Annotated in this window: 20 protein-coding genes and 3 pseudogenes; 14 read left to right on the top strand and 9 right to left on the bottom strand. The window is 44.2% G+C overall.

What is annotated here, in order from left to right:
• Positions 1 to 85 precede the first annotated feature (85 nt).
• From NYG90_RS05240 to putP, 4 genes are all read left to right on the top strand, one after another.
• Entirely contained in the window at positions 86 to 457 is a 372-nt protein-coding gene (locus NYG90_RS05240; RefSeq protein WP_115011568.1) for a DUF485 domain-containing protein, read from the top strand.
• On the top strand, positions 454 to 2,118 hold the full coding sequence (locus NYG90_RS05245; RefSeq protein ID WP_285256803.1) for a cation acetate symporter: 1,665 nt from the start codon (positions 454 to 456) through the stop codon (positions 2,116 to 2,118). Before NYG90_RS05240 ends, NYG90_RS05245 begins: the two co-directional genes overlap by 4 nt.
• Positions 2,119 to 2,190: 72 nt before the next feature.
• Positions 2,191 to 5,745, top strand: a complete 3,555-nt coding sequence (locus NYG90_RS05250; RefSeq protein WP_285256802.1) for a bifunctional proline dehydrogenase/L-glutamate gamma-semialdehyde dehydrogenase — start codon at positions 2,191 to 2,193, stop codon at positions 5,743 to 5,745.
• A 9-nt stretch (positions 5,746 to 5,754) separates the two neighbouring features.
• Complete coding sequence (putP, locus tag NYG90_RS05255; RefSeq protein WP_285256801.1) at positions 5,755 to 7,236, top strand: sodium/proline symporter PutP; 1,482 nt, start codon at positions 5,755 to 5,757, stop codon at positions 7,234 to 7,236.
• A gap of 36 nt (positions 7,237 to 7,272) precedes the next feature.
• Here the strand turns inward: putP and mnmA are convergent, their stop codons facing one another.
• The gene (gene mnmA, locus NYG90_RS05260) at positions 7,273 to 8,301 is read right to left on the bottom strand and encodes a tRNA 2-thiouridine(34) synthase MnmA (RefSeq protein WP_285256800.1); all 1,029 of its coding nucleotides are present in this window, start codon (positions 8,299 to 8,301) and stop codon (positions 7,273 to 7,275) included.
• A gap of 157 nt (positions 8,302 to 8,458) precedes the next feature.
• Positions 8,459 to 9,211 (bottom strand): outer membrane beta-barrel protein, encoded by a 753-nt coding sequence (locus NYG90_RS05265; protein WP_285256799.1) that lies wholly within the window; start codon positions 9,209 to 9,211, stop codon positions 8,459 to 8,461.
• Positions 9,212 to 9,347: 136 nt separating this feature from the next.
• Here NYG90_RS05265 and NYG90_RS05270 point away from each other — a divergent pair, with 136 nt between their 5' ends.
• The 5 genes from NYG90_RS05270 to NYG90_RS05290 all read left to right on the top strand — a co-directional run bounded on the left by NYG90_RS05270 (position 9,348) and on the right by NYG90_RS05290 (position 14,028).
• Positions 9,348 to 10,073 (top strand): ThiF family adenylyltransferase, encoded by a 726-nt coding sequence (locus NYG90_RS05270; protein ID WP_285256798.1) that lies wholly within the window; start codon positions 9,348 to 9,350, stop codon positions 10,071 to 10,073.
• Positions 10,073 to 10,270 carry a hypothetical protein gene (locus NYG90_RS05275; RefSeq protein ID WP_285256797.1) on the top strand — a complete coding sequence of 66 codons (198 nt, stop codon included), beginning with the start codon at positions 10,073 to 10,075 and terminating at the stop codon, positions 10,268 to 10,270. The genes NYG90_RS05270 and NYG90_RS05275 overlap by 1 nt, the downstream gene beginning before the upstream one ends.
• Before the next feature lie 18 nt (positions 10,271 to 10,288).
• Positions 10,289 to 11,158: a carbon-nitrogen hydrolase gene (locus NYG90_RS05280; RefSeq protein ID WP_285256897.1), complete on the top strand. Its 870-nt coding sequence runs from the start codon at positions 10,289 to 10,291 to the stop codon at positions 11,156 to 11,158.
• A 384-nt stretch (positions 11,159 to 11,542) separates the two neighbouring features.
• Positions 11,543 to 12,874 carry a Na+/H+ antiporter NhaC family protein gene (locus NYG90_RS05285; protein WP_285256795.1) on the top strand — a complete coding sequence of 444 codons (1,332 nt, stop codon included), beginning with the start codon at positions 11,543 to 11,545 and terminating at the stop codon, positions 12,872 to 12,874.
• Positions 12,875 to 12,882: 8 nt separating this feature from the next.
• A complete protein-coding gene (locus NYG90_RS05290; protein ID WP_285264801.1) occupies positions 12,883 to 14,028 on the top strand; it encodes a glycosyltransferase family protein in 1,146 nt (381 codons plus the stop codon).
• Between the two features lie 44 nt (positions 14,029 to 14,072).
• Here the strand turns inward: NYG90_RS05290 and NYG90_RS05295 are convergent, their stop codons facing one another.
• Positions 14,073 to 14,843, bottom strand: coding sequence for a glycosyltransferase (locus tag NYG90_RS05295; RefSeq protein ID WP_285264802.1), 771 nt, complete (start codon positions 14,841 to 14,843; stop codon positions 14,073 to 14,075).
• Positions 14,821 to 15,504: a glycosyltransferase gene (locus NYG90_RS05300; protein WP_285264803.1), complete on the bottom strand. Its 684-nt coding sequence runs from the start codon at positions 15,502 to 15,504 to the stop codon at positions 14,821 to 14,823. Before NYG90_RS05300 ends, NYG90_RS05295 begins: the two co-directional genes overlap by 23 nt.
• Before the next feature lie 72 nt (positions 15,505 to 15,576).
• Here NYG90_RS05300 and bioD point away from each other — a divergent pair, with 72 nt between their 5' ends.
• From bioD to NYG90_RS05315, 3 genes are all read left to right on the top strand, one after another.
• Positions 15,577 to 16,212, top strand: a complete 636-nt coding sequence (bioD, locus tag NYG90_RS05305) for an ATP-dependent dethiobiotin synthetase BioD (protein ID WP_285256792.1) — start codon at positions 15,577 to 15,579, stop codon at positions 16,210 to 16,212.
• A 114-nt stretch (positions 16,213 to 16,326) separates the two neighbouring features.
• Entirely contained in the window at positions 16,327 to 17,103 is a 777-nt protein-coding gene (locus tag NYG90_RS05310) for a HugZ family heme oxygenase (RefSeq protein ID WP_115011555.1), read from the top strand.
• A 175-nt stretch (positions 17,104 to 17,278) separates the two neighbouring features.
• A complete protein-coding gene (locus tag NYG90_RS05315; protein ID WP_285256791.1) occupies positions 17,279 to 17,767 on the top strand; it encodes a hypothetical protein in 489 nt (162 codons plus the stop codon).
• Here the strand turns inward: NYG90_RS05315 and lpxB are convergent.
• The 5 genes and pseudogenes from lpxB to NYG90_RS05340 form a co-directional block, all read right to left on the bottom strand.
• Positions 17,764 to 19,011, bottom strand: a complete 1,248-nt coding sequence (lpxB, locus tag NYG90_RS05320) for a lipid-A-disaccharide synthase (protein ID WP_285256790.1) — start codon at positions 19,009 to 19,011, stop codon at positions 17,764 to 17,766. The two genes, NYG90_RS05315 and lpxB, sit on opposite strands and share 4 nt — an antisense overlap.
• 56 nt (positions 19,012 to 19,067) lie before the next feature.
• Positions 19,068 to 20,465: an outer membrane family protein gene (locus NYG90_RS05325; protein WP_285256789.1), complete on the bottom strand. Its 1,398-nt coding sequence runs from the start codon at positions 20,463 to 20,465 to the stop codon at positions 19,068 to 19,070.
• Positions 20,466 to 20,641: 176 nt separating this feature from the next.
• Complete coding sequence (groL, locus tag NYG90_RS05330; RefSeq protein ID WP_285256788.1) at positions 20,642 to 22,282, bottom strand: chaperonin GroEL; 1,641 nt, start codon at positions 22,280 to 22,282, stop codon at positions 20,642 to 20,644.
• Positions 22,283 to 22,316: 34 nt separating this feature from the next.
• Positions 22,317 to 22,583 (bottom strand): annotated as a pseudogene (gene groES, locus NYG90_RS05335) (co-chaperone GroES); the annotation flags it as partial.
• Between the two features lie 142 nt (positions 22,584 to 22,725).
• Positions 22,726 to 22,863 (bottom strand): hypothetical protein, encoded by a 138-nt coding sequence (locus tag NYG90_RS05340; RefSeq protein ID WP_285256787.1) that lies wholly within the window; start codon positions 22,861 to 22,863, stop codon positions 22,726 to 22,728.
• Between the two features lie 56 nt (positions 22,864 to 22,919).
• On the opposite strand from NYG90_RS05340, the pseudogene NYG90_RS05345 reads away from it, so the two are divergent.
• Positions 22,920 to 23,240, top strand: a pseudogene (locus NYG90_RS05345) (glycosyltransferase family 2 protein); the annotation flags it as partial.
• 120 nt (positions 23,241 to 23,360) lie between these two features.
• Positions 23,361 to 23,666 (top strand): annotated as a pseudogene (locus NYG90_RS05350) (glycosyltransferase family 2 protein); the annotation flags it as partial.
• Positions 23,667 to 23,723 lie beyond the last annotated feature (57 nt).

The following is a 23,723-nucleotide window of genomic DNA, read 5'->3' on the forward strand; positions in this document are numbered from 1 at the left end:
ATTTTATTGTAGTATCAAAGTGTATGTTACTTTATTGGTATAAAACAGCATAGTAACAAGAAATTTTTACACATAAGGAGAAGAAATGGGGCTCAAAGAAAATCAGCAAAACGCCTTATCGAAATTTCGGCAGTTTGTCAGCTTTAGGAACAAGATTTCGCTTGTTCTTTCGCTTGTAGTTTTGGTGTGCTACTACATCTTTGTCCTTAGCGTAGGATTATTCCCAGAGGTGTTGGGATATCGCTTAGGACCAAGCTCTGTTACACTTGGGATTATTGGAGGACTCTTTATTATTGTTTTAAGTATTGTTGTTACAGGGATTTATACATTCCTAGCAAACACTTATTTCGATCGAGATCAGGCAAATATCTTAAATCAACTGCAAGAATCTAACTTGATCAAAGACCTACAAAATGGCGAGATTGATTATAAAAACCAGCAAGGAGGTGCCCAATGAAAATATGGCAAAAATTTTCTATCACATTGTTTGCAAGCACATTTGGTGTCCTGCCACTTTGTGCTGATGCGATCAATACCGGTGGTGCAAAATCCGATGTAAATCCTGTCGCCATTGGTATGTTTCTAGCTTTTGTATTAGCGACATTATTCATTACTTATCTCTCAAATAAGAAAAGTCAGTCTGCAAGTGGATTCTACACTGCTGGCGGTAATATCACGGGTATGCAAAATGGTGTTGCCATTGCTGGGGATTATATGAGTGCAGCGAGCTTTTTGGGTATTACGGCATTAGTTTTTACAAATGGTTTTGATGGATTGATCTACTCTATTGGGTTTTTAGTGGGTTGGCCTATCATATTGTTTCTAATTGCTGAAAAGTTCCGCAATCTTGGAAAATTTACCTTTGCAGATATTACCGCATATCGCCTTGATGCAAAGCCTATCCGCATTATTTCAGCGGTTTCAGCATTGAGCGTGATTGTGTTTTACCTTATCGCACAAATGGTTGGAGCAGGGCAGCTTATACAAGTGCTTTTTGGACTTCCTTATGGTGTCGCGGTGATTCTTGTGGGGATTTTGATGATTTGTTATGTTGTCTTTGGTGGAATGCACGCGACAACTTGGGTGCAAATCATTAAGGCGATTTTACTTTTAGCAGGGGCTAGTTTTATGGCGATTATGATTTTGTATTTGACAAAATTTGATCTTTCTTATTATTTTGCTCAAGCTATTTCTCACCACCCAAAAGGTGAAGCGATAATGTCGCCTGGCACATTCTTGCCAAACACTATCTCCGCAGTTTCACTTGGACTTGCTTTAATGTTTGGGACAGCGGGTTTGCCACATATTTTGATGCGCTTTTTCACGGTTAAAGACGCTAAAGAAGCGAGAAAATCAGTCTTTTATGCCACAGGGCTTATTGGGTATTTTTATATCCTTACCTTTATTATAGGCTTTGGTGCGATTGCTTTGCTTTATGGGAATCCTGAATTTACAAATCCCGATGGCTCTTATAGCGGTGTGGCAAATATGGTCGCAATCAGCCTAGCTGAAGTGCTTGGTGGCAATGTCTTTTTAGGCTTTATTTCAGCTGTGGCGTTTGCTACGATTTTGGCTGTTGTCTCGGGTCTTGCCATTTCTGGGGCGGGGGCTATTAGCCACGATTTGTTTGTCAATGTCTGCAAAGATGGCAAATGTGATCCTAAGCTTGAAATGAGAGTAACTAAGGGTGCGACTATATTCTTAGGGATTTTGGCTATCGCGTTAGGATTCTTGTTTGAGAAACAAAATATTGCCTTTATGGTGGGACTTGCTTTTGCTATTGCAGCAAGTGTGAATTTCCCTATCTTGTTGCTTTCAATCTATTGGAAAAATCTTACAACTAAAGGTGCGTTTTGGGGAGGATTGATAGGGCTTGTTGTGGTGCTTACACTTGTGGTGTTAAGTCCTAGTATTTGGGTGAAAAGCTTTGGCTTTGAATCTGCGATTTTCCCTTATGATCATCCAGCAATTTTTACAATGCCTTTGACCTTTATAGCAATTTTTATTATCTCTAAGCTAGATAGCTCCAAACGCGCGCAGATCGATAAAGATGGCTTTAGAGCGCAAGATTTCCGCGCACAAAGTGGGATTGGTGCTAGCGAGGCTGTAGCCCACTAAGCCATATCTCACTTATCTCTTCCTGCCCTATGTGGCAGGACACAAAACCAAATCTACCTACAAGGTTTATCAATGATACAAAAATCCATCGCTTTGGCAGAAGAGCTACAAAGCAAAATCGAGCAAAATCTCTCCACTAGTGAGAGACAATTCCACGCTAAAATGCAAAAGCTTCTTAATAATCCCAAAAATAAAGTAATGCTAATCGAGCTACTTGACCGCTCTTTTCGCTGCAAGGATAAAAAAGCGAGTTTTGAGCTTATAGAACACACGCTGAATAAATTTGGTATAGCGGACTTTTTCTCTGCCTTTGAAAAATTCTTGCTTTTTAGCTTTTTAAACTTTGGTAAGTTAGCACCCAATCTTAGTGTGCCGTTTTTCATCTCGCATTTGAGAAATGATACAAAGGCTATGGTGCTAGACGCTGATGAAAATTTCCTAGCCCCGCACATTACCAAGCGTAAAAATGAGCAAAACATCACGCTTAATGTCAATCTCATCGGCGAAGAGGTTTTAGGAGAGGCAGAGAGTAAATACCGTATGCAAAAATACGAAGAAGCCCTAAAATCAAGCTATATCACTTATATTTCTATCAAAATTACTACAATTTTTTCACAAATCAATATTATTGATTTTGACTATTCTAAAGATGAAGTAGTAAAAAGACTTGATACGCTCTATGCCCTAGCCTTAGAAGAGCAAAACAGACAAGGCGTGAGTAAGTTTATCAATTTAGATATGGAGGAGTTTAGGGATTTAGAGCTAACTGTGGCGGCTTTTATGGAGAGTGTGGGCAAATTTGACATTAAAGCGGGCATTGTTTTACAAGCCTATATCCCTGATTCTTACGAGTATCTTAAAAAGCTCCTTGCCTTTTCAAAAGAAAGGGTTTTAAAGGGTATGCAGCCTATTAAAATCCGCTTTGTAAAGGGTGCAAATATGGAAAACGAAGAGACAATCGCTAGCCAAAGAGGCTGGGAGCTACCGACCTTTGAGCGTAAAATCGACACCGATAGCAATTATAATAAAATGCTAGATCTTGTGCTAGAAGATGAAAATTACAAATATATCAATGTAGGCATCGCTAGTCATAATATCTTTGAAATCGCTTACGCCTACACGCGCATTAAGGAAGCGGGGGCAAGTGAGAGCTTCACCTTTGAAATGCTTGAGGGTATGAGCTTGCAATGCTCTTATGAGCTATCTAAAATGCACGATTTAATCCTTTATGCGCCCGTGTGTGATGAAGCACATTTTAACAATGCCATTGCTTACCTTGTGCGCCGTCTTGATGAAAACACAAGCGAAGATAATTTTATGCGCTATTTTTTCAACCTTAAAGTCGGCTCTAAAGAATGGGAAGAGCAAAAAAGCTTATTTTTAAATGCCCTTGAAGGTATCAAAACTCTTGATAATACCACACACAGAAAGCAAGATAGAACCAAGATACAAGATACACCAAGCTCCTACATAACAAAAACTTTTACTAATGAAAGCGACACAGATTTCATACTCTCACAAAATCGCTTGTGGGCGCAAAATATTAAAGCAAAATACGAAAATTTAAGCGATTATGATGTCTATCCTGTTGCCGGAGGGCTTGACTTCACACAAGCGGATTTAAACACTTTAGAAGTTAAAGACAAAATAGCCCATCGCACCATAGGCACAGCGTATTTAGCAGGAGAAAATGAGCTAAAAGCAGCTTTAAAAGTGGCGAAAAACTCAAACTTCACGCAAAAAAGTAGCGATGAAATCTATGGCATTTTAGCCAAAGTCGCCAAGCTTATGCGTGAGAGAAGGGGGGATTTGATAGGGCTTGCGGCGTTAGAAACAGGCAAGACTTTTTTAGAAATTGATCCTGAAGTAAGCGAGGCGATTGATTTTGTGGAGTTTTATCCCCACTCTCTAGAAACACTCAAAAAGCAAAATCCAAACACCACCTTTAAGCCAAAGGGCATAGGCGTTACCATTGCGCCGTGGAATTTCCCTGTGGGTATTTCTGTGGGCACCATAGCCGCTCCTTTAGCTGCTGGTAATGTCGTGCTTTATAAGCCATCATCGCTTTCTATGCTGACAGGCTATAAGCTTTGTGAGTGCTTTTGGGATGCGGGCATCCCAAGAGATGCGCTAATTTTCTTACCAGCAAAGGGCAGTGATATATCGAAATATATTTTAAGCGATGAAGCGGTGAAATTCTCCATACTTACAGGCGGTGAAGATACTGCTTATGCGATGCTAGAGGCAAATCCAACGCTACTTTTAAGCGCAGAAACTGGGGGCAAAAATGCGACCATTGTGTCTAAATTTGCCGATAGAGATAGTGCGGTAAAAAACATTATCCACTCTGCGTTTTCAAATTCTGGGCAGAAATGCTCCGCCACCTCTTTGCTTGTGCTTGAAGATGAAGTCTATGAAGATGAAGAATTTAAAAAAGCCCTTGTTGATGCGGCAGCTTCTTTGGCGGTGGGAAGTCCTTTTGTCTTTAAAAATAAATTAGGTGCTTTGTGTGATAAACTTAGCGAGAAACTGACAAAAGCTATCAATGAGTTAGAAGCTGGGGAAGAGTGGGCGTTAAAACCAACATTTATAAATGATAATGCCCACTTAATGACTCCGGGCATTAAATACGGCGTGAAAAAGGGAGCTTTCACACATATGAACGAGCTTTTCGCACCAATTTTAAGTGTAATGAGGGCAAAAGATTTACAAGAAGCCATCGCAATCGTCAATGCCACAGGATATGGGCTTACAGCTGGATTTGAAAGCTTAGATGAAAGAGAGTGGGAGTATTTTCACACACACATTGAAGCAGGGAATATCTATATCAACAAGCCCACAACTGGGGCTATCGTGCTAAGGCAGCCCTTTGGCGGGGTGAAAAAGTCTGCCATAGGCTTTGGGAGAAAGGTAGGAATCTATAACTACATCACGCAATTTATGGATATAGAAGCAAAAACTGATACAAATTTACTTGATAGCCCCTTAGCAAGTGCATTAGAAAAACTAAGCAAAGCAAGTGATGAAAGCACACAAGCTGCCCTAGCAAATGCCGCCCTTATGGCAAAGTCCTATGCCTACCACTATAAGCACGAATTTAGCGTGGCAAAAGATTATGTCAATATCCGTGGAGAAGATAATCTTTTTTCTTACACGCGGATTAAAAACCTAGCCTTTAGGGTGTGTGAGCAAGATAGCTTGCAAGATATTTTAGGCGTTATTATAGGGTGCAATACACTAGGCTTAAGTCCTCTGGTAAGCTATGAGAAAAAAGTGGATTCTAGGGCTTGTGATACAAACGCGCAAAACGAGGATTCTAGGGCGGTTATCGCCTTAGCCCAAAAAGTTTGTCAAATGGCGGACTTAGCCGCAGATTTTGTAGCAGAAAGCAGCGATGAGTTTATCGCTAAGCTACCACTTTTTGAGCGCGTGCGCTATCACGCCAAGCCGGATACAAGCGATCCTATCTATCAAGCCACTGCTAAATGGGCTAAAATCATTATCCGTGATAAGCCGTTATTAAACGGGCGTTTTGAGCTTTTGTTCTATCATAATGAAAAGGCTTTAAGTGTGTCTTATCATCGGTATGGAAACTTAGGCATTCGTGCTTTAAAAAATTCACAATAAGGAGAAACAATGGAAGTTGTAAAAATCAATACAGAAATTGCCATTACTTTTATCGCCTACTCGGCTTTAATGCTATTTATCGGCTTTTATTTTTATAGGAAAAACAAAAGCACAGAAGACTACTTTCTAGGTGGGAGGTCGCTTGGACCTGTGGTTTCAGCCCTAAGTGCTGGAGCTAGCGATATGAGCGGCTGGCTTTTGATGGGTTTGCCCGGAGCTTTGTATGTGGGCGGCTTGGTGGAGAGCTATATCGCCATAGGGCTTAGTATTGGAGCATTGCTTAATTGGAGTTTTGTCGCCAAACGACTTAGAATCTACACAAGCATTATTGCCAATAGCATTACAATCCCTGATTATTTTGAAACGCGCTTTGATGATGATAAGCATATTTTACGCATTATTTGTGCGATTGTGATTTTGGTGTTTTTTACCTTTTATGTATCTGCTGGGCTTGTCGGTGGGGCGAAACTTTTTGAAAGCACTTTTGGGATCGATTATGCTTATGCCCTTACCACAGGGACTATCATCATCGTAGCCTACACATTTTTAGGTGGGTATAAGGCAGTGTGCTGGACAGATATGATTCAAGGGCTTTTGATGATGAGTGCTTTAATTATCGTGCCTGTGGTGATGCTCACAAATCTTGGCGGCTATGATGAGGCGATGAAAATCGTAGCAGATATTAAGCCCAAAGCTCTTTCTATGGGTGAAGGTGTATCAGCCCTTGCGATCATCTCCGCCCTTGCGTGGGGGCTTGGCTATTTTGGACAGCCACATATTTTGGTGCGCTTCATGTCTATCCGCTCGACTAAAGATATTCCAACTGCTACGATTGTGGGGATTTCTTGGATGGTGATTTCACTTATTGGGGCTTGTTTTATTGGGATTTTAGGTATTGCGTATGTGCATAAATTTAATCTCTCCTTGCAAGATCCAGAAAAAATCTTTATCGTGATGAGTCAGCTGCTTTTCAATCCTTGGATCGCTGGGATTTTGCTTTCCGCGATTTTAGCAGCGATTATGAGCACAGCTAGCTCACAGCTTCTTGTTTCAAGCTCGACTTTGGCAGAGGATTTTTATCGCCGTATTTTCAAGCAAGATGCTAGCCCACAAATGGTGATGAAAATCGGTAGATTTGGGGTATTACTTGTAGCTGTTTTTGCATTTTTAATCTCTACGGATAAGGATTCTAGTATTTTAAAGATTGTGTCTTATGCGTGGGCAGGCTTTGGGGCTAGCTTTGGCTCTGTGATGCTCTTTTCACTCTTTTGGAGTAGAATGACACGCATAGGCGCGATCGCCGGAATGATCACAGGCGCGGTAGTGGTGATTGTATGGCAAAACTACATTGCTGAGTATATCAAGCTCTATGAAATTGTGCCAGGCTTCCTTGCTGCATCACTAGCGATCATTATCGCAAGCCTTATGACAAGCGTGCGCCCAGGCACAAAAGCAGCCTATGACAAAATGATCGCTAATCTACGATCTTAGATTCTATGCTAGATTCTAGCTAGCCTAGAATCTAGGCTAGCCGATCACCCCTCCTCCTAGCACACATTCTCCATCATACACCACCAACGCCTGCCCCTTTGCCACGCCAAACACCGGCTCTTGCAAATGCGCGACAATCCTATCATCACACACCTCAAGCCTAGCTTTTGTAGGCTCGGAGCGGTAGCGGATTTTGATGTCATATTCTTTATCATTATAGATCGTGGGTAGGCTGATATTGCTTGCTTGGACTAGGTTTTTGGCTAGCTCTTGCTTTTTGCCCACGATGATTTCATTTGCCTTTGGGTCAATATCTAGCACGAAATGCGGCTCTAGCGCACCTTTGACACTAAAGCCCTTGCGCTTACCTATGGTGTATTGCATATAGCCCTTGTGGCTGCCTACGATATTGCCCTGCGTATCGCGCACGACTCCGGGGCTATCGACTTTGGCGTGCTTTTTCAAAATATCAATATAATCTGTTTCAACAAAGCAGATTTCTTGACTCTCTTTATAAGTCTCCAAAGTCCCAAACCACGGCATCGCCTCAAAGGCTTTGGGCTTGACTTCGCTCTTTAGCATATCGCCAAGTGGGAAAATCAGCCGATCAATGGCATCTTGGGATATGGCATACAAAAAGTAGCTTTGATCTTTGCCAGAATCCACCGCCTTTGCAATACGCTTTATGCCATTTACTTCTTGTATGCGCGCATAATGCCCGGTGGCGATTTTCTCACAGCCAAGCTCCATGGCTTTTTGCAATGCGAAGCCAAATTTCATATTAGGATTGCACATAGCACAAGGATTTGGCGTCTCGCCATTTTGATAGGAGCGCACAAAATAGTCATATACAATCGCCTTAAACTGCTCTTGTGCCTCTAGGACAATAAACTCAAAGCCTAGATTTTTAGCGACTTTCTCGCAGTTTGGGATAAAGACTTTATGCTTTTCTTCTTTATCGTGTAGCTTTAGGTAGATCCCAAGCACCTCATAGCCTTGCTGTTGTAGTAAATAAGCTGAGTAGGAGCTATCTACTCCCCCGCTCATTAGTAACGCAACTTTCATAGATACGCCTTTTAGTGAGATAAATAGGATGTAATTGTATCGCTAGAAATCTCACAACCACCTTAACAGCGCAGTCAAATGGGGAGCAGATATGTAAGTATATGCGCGTGGATCATCGCATACTTTGTAAGCCAATGCCAATAGATTCTAGGCAAGCCTAGAATACATAAGAATACCCAACGCTTGTGATCAAATTGCGGCTTGAAAATTCAGTATATGTGGCATTTAGCCCCATATTGTCCTTGAAGCTTGCGGCAATTGTAGGGATACGGAAGTTTAGCCCTGCTCTATGATGCTTGCCTATCCCCACTTCAAGCCCAATATTTACAGGCAGGATAAATCCAGATCCTAGATTGGCTTCTGTGATAGTCGCTTGCGCACCTTCTGGGTTTGTTGTCTTAGCTGTGTGCGATCCATACCCTGCCCCAAGCCCAGCATAGACCCCAATGCTTGCTTGACTAAGCTGCACAAAATCCCATACCACCTCGACATTAGCACTCACTTGGTGGATTGATTGCATTGCAGAGTTTGTGGTGATAGTAGTAGTCCCGCCACCGCTACCGCCACCACCTTGCTCTATCTCTGTGCTAGTTCCATTTGATCCATTGACCCCATAATGATAGCTCGCATAAGCACGCACACCAAATGAAGGGACGAAGTAATATCCATACCCAGCCTTCAATCCCAACGCAGCATAGGGATAGGTGATGTTTTGCGCTTGGGTTGTAGTCTGCTGCTGCTGGTTTGTAGGGATAGGATCTTCCCTAGTGAAGCCAGCTGCATAGCCTACCTCCGCCCCGATAAATGCGCCACTTTTATCCATACTTTTATCTATACCTTCTGCTTGCAAGCTAGCTAGCAGCACCGCACTCACACCCAAAAATCTTACCCCAAACTTCCTTGCACTCATACATTCTCCTTGTAATGACAAATTCAAATCAAACGCGCCACATTGTGAAAATCTAAAGTAAATACATTTTAAACAAATCACAAAACACGCTTTTCGTGCTACAATTTCGCCTTACACAATTTCCCTAAGGATTGATATGCTAGAGCGAGAGCTTGTAAGCACGCCACAAGAAGAAGCCCAAGATCGCTTCACAAGGTCGCGTTTGCTATTTGGTGATCATTGGACATTTTTACAAAGCAAGCGCGTGCTGATTTTTGGTGTTGGAGGAGTGGGGGGATTTGCGCTTGATGGCTTGTATCGCTGCGGTGTTACTAATCTCACCATAGTTGATAAAGATCGCTTTGACATCACAAATCAAAACCGCCAAATAGGCGCAGAATCTATCGGCGAGATAAAAGTCAAGGTGCTAGAGAAACTATATCCGGGCATTGTGGGTATAGAAGCTAGGCTTGATGAGCTATGGCTAGAAAGCTTTATAGCCCAAAATCCTTCATCTAGTAGCAAGCAATTTTGCGGCTATGATTATGTGATCGATGCTATTGATGATATTCCGGCAAAGATTCTACTAGCCAAAGCTTGTGCTTCTATGCCTTATGGGAGATATATCTGCTCCACAGGCTCTGCCAAGAAGTTTGATCCATCGCATATCAAAGTTGCTAGTATTTGGAAAAGCTATGGCGATAGATTTGCAAGGAAGCTTCGCGATGGATTGAAAAAAGCCGGGTTTAAAGGAGACTACAAAGTCATCTTTAGCCCAGAGCCACCTAAATGCAAAGGCTTAGGGAGCTTTAGCGCGGTAACGGCTAGCTTTGGCTTGCAAATCGCAAGTGAAGTAGCAAGAGATATTATAAAGGAGTCGTAATGATAGTGGATTCTAGCAAGCACAATGTGCTTACATACGCAGATTTTAGAAGTCGTGCAGATGATGACTTTGATGATGATATAGAAAATGGGTTTGATGATGTAGAGAGTGAATGGGATGATGATGAGTGGGAAGATGACTACAATCAATATGATAGCGATGACTATGAAAGTCCAGATTCTGAATATCAAGAGTAGAGAAGAGCTATGAGAGATATGATAAAAGTCGCTGCTTTGCAGCATAGATTCTATGGCAGCAGAGAAGAGACGATTGCTTACATACGCCAAGAAGTGCTAAAGCTTGCAGGAAGTGTGGATCTCATCGCCCTGCAAGAGCTACATCAAAGCGCGTATTTCTGCCAATATGAGAGCGCGGATCTCTTTGATTTGGCTGAAAGCTTTGAAGCAGATATTGCGCTATTTAGCGATCTAGCAAAGCAGGCAAATGTCGTGCTTGTAACCTCACTTTTTGAAAAACGCGCTAAAGGTCTATATCACAACACTGCCGTAGTCTTTGAGCGCGATGGCTCTATCGCAGGCAAATATCGCAAAATGCATATCCCTGATGACCCAAGCTTTTATGAGAAATTCTACTTCACGCCCGGGGATCTAGGCTTTACCCCCATACAGACAAGCCTAGGGCGGCTTGGCGTGCTTGTGTGCTGGGATCAGTGGTATCCAGAGGCGGCTAGGATTATGGCACTAAAGGGCGCGGATCTACTCATCTACCCCACTGCCATAGGCTTTACCCCAAGTGATAGCAATGAGGAGAAATCCCGCCAGCTCCAAGCGTGGCAGATTATCCAGCGTGCCCATAGCGTGGCAAATGCCCTCCCACTTATAGCGATCAATCGCGTGGGCTTTGAGCTAGATTCTAGCGGGGCTGGAGAGGGGATAGAGTTTTTTGGGCATAGCTTTATAAGTGGAGCTCAAGGCGAGATCCTAGCCCAAGCACAAAGCGAGCAAGCAAGCCTAGTGTGTGAGATCGATCTAAATCGCACGCAAGCCGTGCGGCAAATTTGGCCCTTTTTGCGTGATCGTAGGATTGAGTCGTATGGGGAGATTTTGCAGCGATTTTGCGACTAGCCTAGAATCCACTTTTTCAAGCGATTCAGCTTTGGGATAACATTAGCGCGATTGTGGGATTTTTGAGATAGTCATTACCGCTCTAGGTAACTCCTATCTCAAAAATCCCATAAAGCCCACTAAGCCTATCCGCAAATCTTAGAATCGTTTGCTCAAAAAGTGGATTCTAAGGAAAACGCTGAAAATGTAAAAACATCGCACAACGAAAAAACAGAAAGGGTGTTTGATAAAAACACCACAGGCGGCAGGATTTTTGATGAAAAAGCGGGGTTGTGCAGCCTTTTGCGCGGAGATAAGACTGATGGTCTATCGCACAAGCAAAAGGCAAACTCCCCGCTTTTTCGCAAAAAGCCAACGCCTTTAAAGATAAAACAAAGGAGTCTTATGAGTGATCTTACCACCCTAGCGACCAACCCAGCTCTAATCAGCGTGCTTGTGATGTGCGCTCTTTGCCTGCTGCGCTGCAATGTCTTAATCGCGCTTTTTGCCTCTGCTCTGCTTGCTGGCACACTAAGTGGCAGTGCGGTGCAGCAAACGATACAAATCTTTATCAATGGTATGAGCTCTAAGCTAGAAATTGCCCTAAGCTATATCCTGCTAGGCTTCCTTGCTTCTGCCATTACCAAAAGCAATCTCATCACCATAAGTATCTATAAGCTTACGCAGATGTTCCAAAAAGGTGTGATAAAAAGTAGCGTGCTTATCTGCCTTGCGATCGCGGCTCTCTCTTGCCTTTCGCAAAACCTAATCCCCGTGCATATCGCCTTTATCCCCATTCTAATCCCACCGCTCCTTAGTGTCTTTAATCTCTTAAAAATCGATCGCCGCGCCATTGCGTGTGCGCTTACCTTTGGCTTGCAGGCTCCTTATATCACGCTGCCTTTGGGCTATGGGCTATTCTTCCACCAAACAATCATTGAAGAGATGAATAAATATGGCTTTGCCATAACGCTTAGTGATACAGCCGGTGTGCTGTGGATCGGCGGGCTTGCTATGCTGCTTGGACTGCTTGTTGCAATAATTGGATTCTACTCTCGCCCTAGAATCTACCGCGAGCAAGTGATTGTAGAGCAGCAAGAGTGTATGGAAAATATGCGCTTAGGGCTTGCTGATATTAGCGTGCTTGTGGGGGCGGTGGTAGCCTTTATCGTGCAGCTTAGCACAAACTCTATGCCACTTGGCGCATTTAGTGGGATTGTGATAATGATCCTAGGCGGTGGGATTAAGTGGGGGGCTATGGACTCGCTTGTGGATAGTGGGCTTAAGCTTATGGGCTTTATCGCTTTTGTTATGCTCCTAGCTGCTGGCTTTGCTTCTGTGCTAGAATCTAGCCAAGCCATCACCCAGCTTGTAGAAGTAGGCTCTATGCTTGTAGGGGGTAAATTTGGCGGAGCGGTGCTGATGATTTTACTAGGGCTTTTTATCACTATGGGGATTGGCTCTTCCTTTGGCACGATCCCAATTATCGCGACTTTTTACTGCCCTTTGTGTGTGCAATTAGGCTTTAGTGTAGAGGCGACAATTTTGCTCATAGGCATTGCAGCTGCCATAGGCGATGCTGGCTCACCTGCGAGTGATAGCACCATAGGTCCCACCTCTGGGCTTAATGCCGATGGCAAGCACGATCATATTTGGGATACCTGTGTGCCGACATTTTTAGCCTTTAATGTCCCGCTGCTGCTAGCAGGCGTGATAGGCGCAGTGCTTTTAGGCTAGGAGGTTTCTTGCGCCCACATATTGCTATGCTAGCGGACTTCGATACGACAAAGCGACCCAGACCGCACAGAATGATTTCCGCGCTAAAAGATATTGCCCAGATGTTTGTCATCGCGCGAGAAGCGAGCCAAGAAAATGGCGCACGCTGCTTTAGCTTCCCTGCCCCAGAATCTAACGCCCAGACCCGCACCAAAGAGCAAAACGCTAGAATCCACTTTTTGTGTGAGCAAGGCGACTTTGCCCCGCTTATCTACACCAAAAACCGCGCAACAATCCCTAAGATGTTAGAATCTCTCCCTAGGCTTAATCTAATCATTGTCGAAGATCTAGCACTCTTGCCTTTTGCGTGTGATTATAAAGAGAAGTATCCTTGCAAGATTCTAGTGGATTTGCGTGAATTTTATCCGCTAGAGTATGAAGATAAGCAGTGGCTAGAAGGGCTTGGCAGATTCTTTACTCATTTGTGTAAGCACTACTTGCCAAAGGCTGATTGCTGCTTATGCGTAAGCACCCCCATAATAGATCGCTATGCTAAGGACTTTGGTATCACAAGCATTCTTTACTACTCGCTCCCGCCCTACCATAGCCTAACTCCAAGCGCGATTAGCACGCCTATCAAGCTCATTTATCACGGGCTAATTAGTGAAGAGAGAGGCTCTACTAATCTCCTAGAGCTTGCCAAAGAGCTAGGGGAGGGCTATGAGATTTACTGCCAAGTGCTTAGCAACAATAGCAATTTTCTAGCCCAATTTATCGCTCAAGCAGCCCCTATCCCAAACTGCCATATCCTTCCGCCTGTGAGCTTAGAAGAGATTATCCCTAGCTGCAATGACTTTGATATAGGCATAATCAGCCTGCAAGACACAAGCTTCAACAACAAAAACGCTATGCCAAATAAGCTTTTTGAATATATCCAAAGCAGGCTTTGCGTGGTAGCTACACCGCTAGATTCTATTAGAGAGTTTTTTAGACATTATGAAGTGGGCATAACTTCTAGCGATTTTAGTGCTAGCTCCCTAGCCCAAGCCGTGCGCTCTCTATCACCTGCGCAAATTATGGCGTATAAAATCCGCTCCCACAGCCACGCACAAGAGCTAAGCTTAGAGAGCAACGCCAAAAAAGCACGCCAAATCGTGCGAGATTTGCTGAAGTAAGTCAAAAGTGGATTCTAGTATCTAGCAATCTAGCTATCAAGCCATCACCTGATCTCATCGATAAAATACCTTGGACGCGCCTTGCTCTCTTGATAAATCTTGCCGACATACTCGCCAATGACCCCAAGACTTAGCAGCTGCACACCGCTAAAAAAGCTTAGCGGGATCATCGTCGAAGCCCAGCCATACACCGCCCAATCTGTGAAAAACCGCACAAAAAGCACATACCCGCCAAGCCCAATGGAGAGCAAGAAAAACACAAAGCCTATCACACTCACAAGCCTAAGCGGCACGATAGAGAAGCTTGTTATGCCATTCCACGCGAAAGAGAGCATTTTGCGCAAGGGGTATTTTGACTCCCCAGCATAGCGACTAAGCCTATCATACTCCACAACTCCACTAGAGAATCCAAGCAGCGGCACAATCCCTCGTAAAAACAAATTCACCTCCTTAAACTCCCCAAGCGCAGTGATAGCACGAGAGGAGAGCAGGCGATAATCCGCGTGATTATAGATAATCTTCACCCCCAAAAACGCCATAAGATCATAAAAGCCCTGCGCACTCTTGCGCTTAAAGGCTGTGTCTGTATCGCGCCTTTTACGCACGCCATACACGACTTCTTTGCCCTGCTTGAACGCAGCGACAAACGCATCAAACACTTCAATATCATCTTGCAAATCCGCATCAATGCTAATGGCACAATCACACTGCTGGGCGACAAAATCTAAGCCTGCTAGCAAGGCGTTTTGATGTCCTACATTGCGCGAGAGTTTAAGGGCTCTAGTGGGGATTCTACGGGGGGGGGGGGAAATCAACTAGGGATTCAGCTTTTGGGCTAGAATCGCGGATTGCTTCGCCGCGCTGCGTCGATAGACCACTAGTCTTATCTTCCTTGCGCGGCTCGCAAAGCCACGATTCTAGCTCCAAAATCTTAGAATCCTTTGCAGAGTTGGCTATATTTTGGACTTCATTGCTAGAATCCTGCGCTGGCTCATTTAAATTTGCTTCGGTGCTAGAATCCTTGTTTTGAAGCGCGGCGTTTTTATAGTCATTGCGAGCAAATGCGCTAGCGTTTGCGTGGCAATCCACACTAGAATCCAACTCGCTGTCATTGCGAGCCGACTTGTCGGCGTGGCAATCCATAGATGTTGCGTTAGCAAAAAGGGCATTCCTAGAATCCACTTTTTCAAAAGTGGATTCTGGCAGTAAATGAGCCGTGGCAAGCTGGCTTAGAATCTCCCAAGTGCTATCCTTGCTGCCATCATCGACATAGCAGATAAAGCTTTTTGGGCTAATATCGCTAGAATCCACAAGCGCGCGAAGCTTGTGGCTCAATGCCTTATGCGTATGCACTAAAACCGCTTCTTCATTGTAGCAGGGCACTACCACTGCTACAATGGGGGGCGAGCTTTTTGCTTGGGGGCTAGATAGCGGGCTTTTCAATACATTTTGGCTCGTAGAATCTACATCTTGCATCACACTCTCCTAAAAAAAGCGCATTGTAGCATAAAGCTTTTGATACAATGCCCTATCACACAAAGGGACTATATGGCACAAATCTATATCGCAGGTATCCACACTGACACGGGCAAAACACACTTTAGCGCGGCTTTTTGCAAGGTATTTGGGTATGAGTATTTCAAGCTTGTGCAAGCAGGGCAGGAAGAAGATCGCGCTTTTATCAAGCAATTTGTCCCAGAATGCACGATTTTTGACAATGGTATAAGCCTGCGCACTCCAGCATCGCCACATATCGCTAAGATCATAGAGCGATGTGATTATCAAGGTAGCCATATCACAATCCCAAGCGCGCAAAATCTCATCATAGAGCTAGCCGGAGGGCTTTTCACACCGCTTGATGATACGCAGTGTATGATTGATTATATGCGCTTAAATCCAAAGCCTTGTGTCCTTGTGGGGCGGTATTATCTAGGGTGTATCAATCATATTTTATTAAGCATTAGCGCGCTTAAGGCACACAATATCCCCTTGCTGTGTTTGGCGATGATGACAAGTAGTGATGATAGCTATCAAACATATATCAATGATTTTTTACACAATCACCCCTTGCTGCAAGGCACTCCGCTTGTGCGCACGCCATTTTTCACACAAGAGAAGTTCTCCTATGCCTGCGATACTCTAGCCAGCCAAGCACCGCTTATCACAAATCATTTGTGCCTGTAATGTTTGCAAGGCTAGAATCCGATTTTATCATTTGTGATAGTTATTCTTATTTTTAATAAAAATCTAAGTTAGCTTGCTTTATAATACCCCCCAAAGAAACACAAAGGAGTCAAGATGGATTTTACAAGTATCATTACTCATATGAATGATCATCACACAAACGAGCTTATCGGCTTGGTGAAAAAGTTTGGAGGCAAGAGCGATCCCAAAGATGTCAAGCTAGAGGGCGTGGATTTTGAAGGACTAGATATAGCCTATGCAGGTGGGAGTGTGCGCGTGGAGTTCCCCCAAAAAGCCTCACCAGATACCATAAAAAACGCCATTATCTCACTATGTATGAGCGTAGAGCAGACACACGATCTAGCGGGCATTAAGCAAGAGATTGATGCATTTGCCAAGGCGTTTGGCTCAGGTGTGTTGGCAAGCATTAGCCCTAGCGGCGAGGCATTGGCGACCTATGCGCCTGTGATCCACAGCGAAGGTAGATTCTATATCTACATTAGCGAAGTGGCGGAGCATTATGCAAGTATCCGCGCCAATCCAAACAATGTCGAGCTGATGTTTTTAGAAGATGAGAGTAAAGCACAATCTGTCATCTTGCGCAAAAGACTGCGCTACCGCGTGAATGCAAGATTTGTCGAGCGAGATAGTCAGGAGTTTGAAAATGTGTTTGCGCAATTTATCGAGCAAAGTGGTGGAAGTGGTGGGATCAAAACTATCAAAAATATGCACGACTTTCATCTCATTGAGCTAATTGTCCGCAATGGTCGCTATGTCAAGGGATTTGGTCAAGCCTATGCCATCACAAATGGCGAGATCTCCTATCTTGGCGGATCTGGCAACCCTCATAGCAGAAATCCCCATAGCAAAGGCACACACCCCGCACACTAGCACAACTAAGGAGTAATAGGGTAGGAGTGTGGTGGGTCTCCTTTAGTTGTTGTGATCAGTATTACTTTGCATTATTCTTCCTTTATACCCCCTTTTCTCTCTCCTTTGGGGGGTATTTTTCTCTTACGCATTATGATTTTGGTAAAATCCTTATCTTTAAGTAAGGAGATCTTCTATGCACAAACGCTCGTATTGTATCATCGGTTTAGAATTATATATGGAGGAGTTTTGCCCCATCGCTGTCTATGAAGCCCTAGGACTTCGCCCAAGTATCTATAAGCACAAAAACGCAGAATCCATCACCCTATCCTATAAACATTGGAAACAAGAATTAGAGCAGTATCACAAAGCCTCTAATCTAGAATCCACCCCTACAAGTGAAGCGGGATCTAAAGATGAGCCTAAAGCCTTTTATAAAATCCACTCTAAAATCATAGCTTTAAGCGTATTTCGCAAAGAGTGCGAGCGATTTGTAGAGCGCATTAGCCACAAGCACAAAGCCCTAGAAAATCTCAAAGAACAGCACAATGCCTTCATCGTGCTAAAGATCCACTCCTATCTAAACAAAGCCGACACCCTAGCCCTAAATCTCTCCCCCAAAGTCTCGCAAGTGTGCGCAAGGCTTGGGATACGGATCCTTGTGCAAGTCGAGATTCTAGACTAATGCCCCAAAAGCCGCGCGGCGACATTACGCGCACTGCCGTGCTTAAGATAGGCGCGGAGCTTGTAGGCATTGTCGATGAAGTCTTGCACGCGCACTTGGTGGTAGGCTTGCAAGAGATTTTCCACACTCATAGCCCCTTGGATTAGCTCTTGGTGGATTCTAGAGCTACCGCAGCCGGGCTTCTCTCCGCATAGCGCATTGTAGAAAATATTTGCCAGCCCTATATAGCGCAAATGCACAAAACAGCGTGCGATATAGTAGTCAAGCCACGCGCTTTTATACGCTAGGACAAATGGCACCCCAAGCAATGCTGCCTCTAAAGTCGCGGTGCCAGAGCAGATGAAAGCAAAGTCCGCTTGCATAAGCGCAGATCTAGTATCAAAGCATAGGGTGAAGTCCTGCAATGCCCCCTTAGTGCAAGGGCTTATCTCATAGATTGTCCGCAAGCTTGCAAGGTCGCTAGAATCCTGCGCAAAAGTGCTTGGGATCACAAGAAGCTTTTTGGCATTGGGAAGTTGCTTTGCCACTTGATAAAATGTCGGGAAAATCCGCTTGATCTCCCCACGCCTAGATCCGGGCATAAAGACAATGCAAGCAGGCTTATGGCTAGTGGTAGTCGCATTTGCCCTAGAATCCACCCTAGAATCTAATAGGCTAGATTCTAGCTCATCAAGCAGCGGGTGTCCCACATACACAAACTGCCCACTCTCTCTTGCCTGCTTGCTATAACACTCCGCTTCAAAGGGCAAAATCCCAAGCAATGTATCACAATATCGCTCTAAGCTCTTTGCACGATAGCTTTTCCACGCCCAGAGCTGTGGCAAGATATAATAATAAATAGGCGCGATCACACCGCCACTATGCCCTGCTTCTTGCAGTGAACGGATACGCTTGCTCAAACGAATATGAAACGAAGAAGAATCCATAAGCATAATCACACTAGCTCCTATCGCACTCTTTGCAAGAAGTCTTTGCGCACGGAGCAAAAAGGGGATTTTCACCGCCACATCGCTAAAGCCCATAATAGAAAAATCCCTAGGGTGATAAAGTGGATTTAGCAGCACACCTTGTGCTACAAACTCACCAAACAACGCCCGATCAAAGACCCCTACAATCTCTAGCGGCGCAGCCTCTAGCCCACAGGGCTCGCCACCACTAGAATCACGCAGGCAAAGGAGCTGTCGTATCACTTCTTTGGCGTGGATATTGGCACTAGATTCTAATGCACTAAGAAAAAGTCTCATAGCATCTCCCAAGCAGAGCTAGAATCCACTTTTAATTAAATGCATAAAAGTGGATTCTACAAATCAAAGCTAAACTTTGTCATCACATAGCTACGATTGATCGCGGTGTTTGGTGCGATATTTTGGGGCGCGAAATCAGGATTTAATATACCGCTATGGCGATATATGCTTGTGTAGTAATTAGCTATGATAGAAAAAGTCAGTAGCTTGCTAAGCTGCATATCTAAAGTAAGCTTTAATGAGTATTCATCAGCGGCAGGCGCAGTGGTGTAGCGACCATCTAGTCCTATGCCATAGCTATTTTTATAGCCAAAAAAGCTCTTTTGAAAATTAGCTTTAGTGAAAAATAGCGCGCTAAAGGCGTCTTTATATACGATAGCATTAAGCGAAGAGCCAGTGGCATACACACTATTGTCCCAGATATTTACCCCAAGTGGCGAGCCAAAAAACCCAAGCCTAGCGTGGGATAGCCCGATATTTTGCTGCATAGCAAAAGCTAGGTTGTAATGACTGCGCTCTTTATAGAAGTCCAAATCCTGCCTTAGCATAATCGTAGAAGTAAGCCCCTCTTTATCCCCATTTTCATCGCGCAAAAAGCCTCCAAGCAGCACAGGCACTTGCATATACAGCCTGTCATAAATAGGCAAAACGACATTGAGCCTTGTTGTGGCATTAAAGCCGCCGCCAGAATCACTTGCTGATGAGTTTGTCTCATAGCGCACATCAAGTCCGGGCGCACTATACTCACTAATGCCATAGTAATAAAACGCGTGCATATTTAAGCTACTATCATTGGCAAACACATACCCAAGCCCAAGTTTGGCACTAAGCAAGCCTCTAGGCACATTGGCACGACTATAATCCCAGAAAAATCCATCACCTAGCAAAGCCATACTAGAAATGCCAGCAAACTCTGCAAAAATAATCCCAGAATCTGTAAATCCCACATCATAGCCCAGCTTTCCACCCTCAACAAAGATAGAGATATAATCCCCATCATCATAAAAAAATCGCCCCAAAGAGAGATTGTAGCCGCTACCATCGCGCTTAGATGCGACCTCAAAGTAGGCATTATGGACATAATAATTGCGCGTATTTAGGGCAGTAGGAGTGCCTTTGCCATTGTAGCTTGGATTAAAGCCTATGTAGTTGTAGCCAAGATTATCGCCTCTTCTTGTAGAGTCATACGCCAGCCCTGCCCCAGCAGCACCAAGCCCCACGCGCACCACGCCGGATTCCCCAACGGCTTGGAGCTGCAAGCCAAGTGCGCCTAGCATATAGCCATAGCTCTCTGTTGGCGAGATTTTGTCCCCACCAAGCGCGAATTTGTTAAAAGATTCTACTTGTATCACAGGAAATATCCCTGTTTTAGCAGGATCTTTTGTCGCCGCTAGATCTAAGCTATTTGCCCACGCAAGCCCTAAAAGCAACCCCATACATACACCCACTCTCATACCAGCCCCTTGTCAAAAAATGCGACATTATAAAGGCTTTTTGATTATTGTTTGCTTTAGAAAAAGTAAATGATTAGTAAAGTAATAAAAGTGGATTCTAGTGTGCTGTGAGTGAAAGTAAGAAGAAGATAGCCTAGCTAGATTCTAGGCAGAATCTAGCTAGAAAAGGGCTGGGATTACATCATACCCATACCGCCCATTCCACCCATACCGCCCATATCTGGCATAGCTGGAGCAGGTTTGTCCTCTTTGATCTCATTGATTGTAGCTTCTGTTGTGAGCAGCATACTTGAGACAGATACGGCATTTTGCAGTGCTACGCGAGTAACTTTGAGCGGATCAATAATCCCTGATTTAAACATCGCTACATACTCACCGCTAGCGGCGTTAAAGCCATAGCCTTCTTCTTTAGTGTTTTCGATTTTATCAATCACCACACCTGCGTCATAGCCTGCATTGATAGCAATCTGTGCCAAAGGAGCTTTGATCGCGCGCTTGATGATGTCATAGCCGATAGCTTCATCGCCTTCAAGCTTTAGCTTGACTTTTTGAGCTGCACGGATAAGAGCCACGCCGCCACCTGCGACAATGCCCTCTTCTACCGCTGCTTTTGTCGCAGAGAGCGCGTCATCTACGCGATCCTTTTTCTCTTTCATCTCTACTTCGCTAGCAGCACCGACTTTGATCACCGCTACACCGCCACTAAGCTTGGCAAGTCGCTCTTGGAGCTTTTCTTTATCATAATCACTTGTAGTCTCTGCGATTTGTGTGCGGATTTGCGCGACTCGATTTTTCACATCAGCACTCTTGCCCTTGCCATCGACTATGGTTGTATTATCTTTGTCAATGACGATTCTAGCGGCTTGCCCAAGGTGCGCGATCTCTGCGTTTTCTAGTGTGAGCCCCACCTCATCGCTGATAACTTCACCACCTGTAAGGATCGCTATGTCTTTTAGCATTTCTTTTCTTCTATCGCCAAAGCCCGGAGCCTTCACTGCTGCGACATTTAGCACACCGCGCAATTTATTGACGACCAAAGTCGTAAGAGCCTCACCCTCAATATCTTCTGCGATGATAAGTAGCGGCTTGCCGCCTTTCATAGTCGCTTCAAGCAGTGGAAGAATATCTTTCATCGATGAGATTTTCTTATCTGTAAGTAGCAAATACGCGTTCTCTAGCTGGATATTCATCTTATCCGCGTTGGTTACAAAATATGGGCTTAAGTAGCCGCGGTCAAACTGCATACCCTCTACCACACTTAGCTCATCATTGATCCCTTTAGCTTCTTCTACGGTGATCACGCCATCTTTGCCGACTTTTTCCATAGCTTCTGCGATTAGATTGCCGATTTTCTCATCGGAGTTGGCAGAGATTGTCGCTACTTGGGCGATTTCGCCTTTGCCACCGACTTTTTTGCTAGCCTTTTTAAGCTCTTCGATGATCGCTTCAGCAGCCTTATCCATACCGCGCTTAACTTCCACAGGGTTTGCCCCAGCAGTGATATTTCTCAAGCCCTCTTTATAGATACTATGAGCTAGCACAGTCGCAGTAGTCGTGCCATCACCCGCAGCATCAGCAGTCTTGCTTGCTACTTCTTTGACAAGCTGTGCGCCCATATTTGCGATAGGGTCTGCAAGCTCGACTTCCTTTGCCACAGATACGCCATCTTTGGTGATTGTAGGCGCGCCATAGCTCTTTTGGATAAGGACATTGCGCCCTCGTGGTCCCATTGTAACTTTCACTGCATCGTGTAGTTGCTTTACGCCCTCATAGAGTTTGTTTCTCGCGCTATCGCTAAATTTGATTTCTTTTGCCATTGTTTGCTCCTTGTATTATTTGTATTGACTACTTGGACAAAACGCCAAGCACATCTTTGATCTCAAGCACGATATACTCTGCTTTATCAAGCTTGATCTCACTACCAGAATATTTCCCAAATACAACTACTTCGCCCTCTTTCACAGACTTTTCATCGGCGACTTGCTTGCTTATGGCAATCACCTTGCCCATAAGCGGCTTTTCCTTCGCGCTATCTGGGATAATGATCCCTGAAGTCGTTTTGCTTTCTTCTTCAAGTCGTTCAACCAGAATCCGTTCGCCTAGTGGTTTAAATTTCATTACCTGCTCCTTGTTCTAAAAATTAGCACTTAAAAATTTTAAGTGCCGAAAGTGTAGAAATATTATGTAAATAAGTCAAGTATTTATCCATTTACCATAAATATTTATTAGTCTATATGACTAAACTTTATTTACTATACATCTATAAAGAATCATTATCTACATAGTATAAATCCATCATATATAATGCACAATCAATGCCAAACAGCCCCGACTCTGCGGCTCCGCCCCACTCACACTCATACACCCCACACAAATCCATAAGACCAATCAAGCACATAAAGCAAGCTTTAACCAAAGCCTAGCTATGATACGCACACTCTAGCTTAAGGATATATGTTGTCTCCCCTAGTTTCTATCATTATCCCTGTCTATAATGTAGAATCCACTATTGCGCGGTGTTTGGATTCTTGTATCAATCAAACTTTTAGCGATATTGAGGTTATTATCATAGATGATTGTGGCAGTGATAGCTCTATACACATAGCACAAGATTATGCTCACAAAGACCCTAGAATCCACATCGTGCATAATGCGACCAATCTAGGACTCTTTAGCACACGCATAGCAGGAGAGAGAGTAGCAAGGGGCAAATATATCTTGCCTCTAGATAGCGATGACTACATAGAGCTACACGCGTGCAAGAGACTCTACCGCCTATTGCACAATCTCGCAGAATCCACACCGATCCCTAAGCTCACACTCCTAGACAATGAAAAGGCGTGTAAAAATGCCATTGGGGGGGGGCAGCACATAAACCACACAGGCAGCCGCGCTATGCCGCCTAAAGTCTCTATCATTATCCCTGTGTATAATGTAGAATCCTACATTGCTCGCTGCCTTGAGTCTTGCATACACCAAAGCTTGCGTGATATTGAGATTTTAGTTATAGATGATTGCGGGAGTGATAGCTCTATGCAAATCGCGCAAGATTATGCCCACAAAGACCCTAGAATCCACATTATCCACAATGCCAAAAATCTCGGCACATTTGCTACGCGCATTGAAGGGATCAAAGCAGCAAGGGGGGAGTATATAGCCTTTTTAGACGCTGATGACTATCTCACAAACAATGCCTGTGAGATCTCTTACAACGCCGCGCTAGAATCCACACAAGCCCAAAGCCCAGCCAACCCCCAC

Origin of the sequence: Helicobacter zhangjianzhongii, from assembly GCF_030249855.1 — a bacterium.
GTDB classification, from domain to species: domain Bacteria; phylum Campylobacterota; class Campylobacteria; order Campylobacterales; family Helicobacteraceae; genus Helicobacter_B; species Helicobacter_B zhangjianzhongii.